The sequence below is a fragment of the Frankia sp. AgKG'84/4 genome, from assembly GCF_023242965.2.
Taxonomy (GTDB): domain Bacteria; phylum Actinomycetota; class Actinomycetes; order Frankiales; family Frankiaceae; genus Frankia.
The window spans coordinates 1-2,551 of the sequence record NZ_JALKFU020001206.1; the positions used below are offsets into that span (position 1 = coordinate 1).

A 2,551-nucleotide genomic window follows, 5' to 3' on the forward strand; every position below is an offset into this window, starting at 1 on the left:
GCCGCCGCCCGTGGCCTCGGGCCCGCCGGTACCGGCCGGCCCGGAGGGCGCCGCCGGGTCGGGCAGGCGATGGGCGAAGGCGTCAAGCAGGCGGCGGGTGATGCTCGGCGCGACGACGGCGTCGCCGGTCGCGACGGCGCGGATCGCCGAGAGCAGATCGGCCGGAGGGACGTCCTTGAGCAGGAAGCCGCTGGCCCCGGCCCGCAGCCCGGCGAAGGCGTACTCGTCCAGGTCGAACGTCGTGAGGATCAGCACCCGCGACGCGCTGCCCGCAGCGACGATCCGGCTCGTCGCCTCGATGCCGTCCATCCCGGGCATCCGCACGTCCATCAGCACGACGTCCGGGCGCAGTGTCCCGGTGAGGGCGACGGCCTCGGCGCCGTTCCCGGCCTCCCCGACGACGCTGAGGTCGACCTGGGAGTCGAGCACCATGCGAAAGCCCATCCGCAGCAGCGGCTGGTCGTCCACGAGCAGGACCGACGTGACGGACGCGGCGGAGTCGGCGGCGGGGGCAGGGGCGGGGGCGGGGGCGGCGGGATCGACGGGATCGGCGGAGGTCACCCCGGCACCTTCCCATCGGCGTTGATCCGGGTGGTGACCCGCCAGCCACCGTCCGGTCCGGGGCCGGCGTGCACCACGGCGCCGTACACGGCGCTGCGCTCCCGCATCCCGACGAGGCCCTGGCCGCCCGGGGCGTTCGGCGCGGCCAGGATGCCGCCGCGGCCGGTGTCGCGGACGTCGACGGCGATCCCGCGGCGGTCGTAGCGCAGCTCCACGCTCGCGGTGGCGTTCGGGCCGGCGTGCTTGAGGGTGTTGGTCAGCGCCTCCTGGACCAGCCGGTAGATGGTGAGCTGCACGCCGGCGGGCAGGTCCAACGGCTTGCCGGTGATGGCGAGGCGCACCGACCACGGCGATGCCCGTCTGGCCCAGGCGGGCGTCCGAACGCAGGCCCTCGGTCACCCGCTGGCGGATGACGGGCACGCCCTCGGCGAGCGCGGTGGTCAGCGGCGTGCGGGCGAGCAGGTCGGCGGCGTACTGCTGGGCCGTCTCGGTGATCATGCCGGCGAGCTGGTCGAGCGGCTTCTCCCGCCAGGTGCCGAGTTCCGGGTCGATGCCGAAGTCGAGCCGCGCCGCGGCCAGCGGCGGGTCCGCGATCCGGTAGGTCACGGTGGCCTGGACGACGACGTCCTGGAAGTCCGACGTCCGAGCGTGGAAGAGCACCGCGAGCTCGCGGTCGTCGACGGGCACCTCGCTGATGACCGCGGTCCGCGGCCGGTACCAGAAGACCAGGCCGACGCCCTCGTGGGCGACCTCGGTGCCCCGCTGGTGCCGGAGGTAGGCCGTGGGCCGGCCCCGCAGGTGGCACAGGAACGGCTTGCGGGTGATGTCCGCCATGACTGTCTCCTTTATCGTCGAGATGACGATAACCGCACCTCCCACTTCTCGTCAAGATGACGAGATATGGTGCGACGCATGCCCTCCCCGCACTCGACCGGCCACCGGGCGCCCGCCGAACCACCGAGCGAGCACCCGCCCGACGCACTGCCGCCGGATGTGGTCCGGATCGCGGTGAGCGTCGACCTCGTGCTGCTGACGGTCCGCCACGACGAGCTGCACGTGCTGCTCGTGCGCCGCGGGATCGCGCCGCACCGGGACCGCTGGGCGCTGCCCGGCGGGTTCGTGCGCCCCGGCGAGGACCTCGCCGACGCGGCGGTGCGGGAGCTCGCCGAGGAGACCGGCGTGCGCCAGCCGCCGACACATCTCGAACAGCTCGCGACCTACGGCACCCCCGGCCGCGACCCCCGCGGGCGCGTCGTCACGGTGGCCTTCCTGGCCCTGGTTCCCCAGTCGCACTCACCGGTCGCCGGGACGGACGCGGCGGCCAGCCACTGGGCACCGGTGGCCGCCGCCGACGACCCGCCGGGTCTCGCCTTCGACCACGCGGCGATCCTCGCGGACGGCCTGGAACGAGCCCGCTCGAAGATCGAGTACAGCGCAGTCGCGACGGCGTTCTGCGAACCCGAGTTCACGGTCGCCGAGCTGCGGCGGATCTACGAGCTGGTCTGGGGCGGCGGGCTCGACCCGCGCAACTTCCACCGCAAGGTCACCGGGACGGTGGGCTTCCTCGTCCCGACCGGGCGCTTCACGACCCGGGACGGGGGACGCCCCGCCGAGCTGTACCGCCGGGGCGATGCCGGAATCCTGCACCCGGCGATGCTGCGGCCGGGGCGGCCGTCGGCTGGCGAGGGTAGGACGGGCGAGCGGAGAAAGTAGACGGCCGGGCGCCCGGGCGATCGGGGGGTGAACCCGGGCGGCCGGCCTCGTTGACTATCTCACCTAAAGAACACGGCGCATCACTATCGGTTGGGGATCTGTCGTCTCCGTAATCGGAAGTAGCCGCTCGCACCGGATCGTCCCCGTTGCGACCGTAGTCCGAGGTTCCCGCGGTCCGGGCCGCTTCTGTAGGGCCCGGTGACCGATTTGCCCCTACAGAACAGGCCCGCCGGGCGCGGAGGGCGGGCGGGCGCGGCGGGCGGGCGCGGCGAGCGGG

3 protein-coding genes and 1 pseudogene are annotated in these 2,551 nt (G+C 74.1%); 1 reads left to right on the top strand and 3 read right to left on the bottom strand.

Going from position 1 to position 2,551, the window contains the following annotated elements; all coding sequences use genetic code 11:
• The 3 genes and pseudogenes from MXD58_RS28770 to MXD58_RS28780 all read right to left on the bottom strand — a co-directional run.
• Positions 1 to 474: response regulator (locus tag MXD58_RS28770; RefSeq protein WP_284678979.1), on the bottom strand; the 474-nt coding region annotated here is incomplete at its 3' end.
• A gap of 83 nt (positions 475 to 557) precedes the next feature.
• Complete coding sequence (locus MXD58_RS28775; RefSeq protein WP_250611319.1) at positions 558 to 902, bottom strand: sensor histidine kinase; 345 nt, start codon at positions 900 to 902, stop codon at positions 558 to 560.
• A gap of 64 nt (positions 903 to 966) precedes the next feature.
• Positions 967 to 1,395 (bottom strand): annotated as a pseudogene (locus MXD58_RS28780) (SPFH domain-containing protein); the annotation flags it as partial.
• A gap of 78 nt (positions 1,396 to 1,473) precedes the next feature.
• Here MXD58_RS28780 and MXD58_RS28785 point away from each other — a divergent pair.
• A complete protein-coding gene (locus tag MXD58_RS28785; protein ID WP_248837460.1) occupies positions 1,474 to 2,274 on the top strand; it encodes an NUDIX hydrolase in 801 nt (266 codons plus the stop codon).
• Positions 2,275 to 2,551: the final 277 nt, after the last annotated feature.

Bases quoted from the DNA above. Each gene is read 5' to 3' on its own strand.
- MXD58_RS28785 (WP_248837460.1), top strand. From the start codon at position 1,474: ATGCCCTCCCCGCACTCGACCGGCCACCGGGCGCCCGCCGAACCACCG.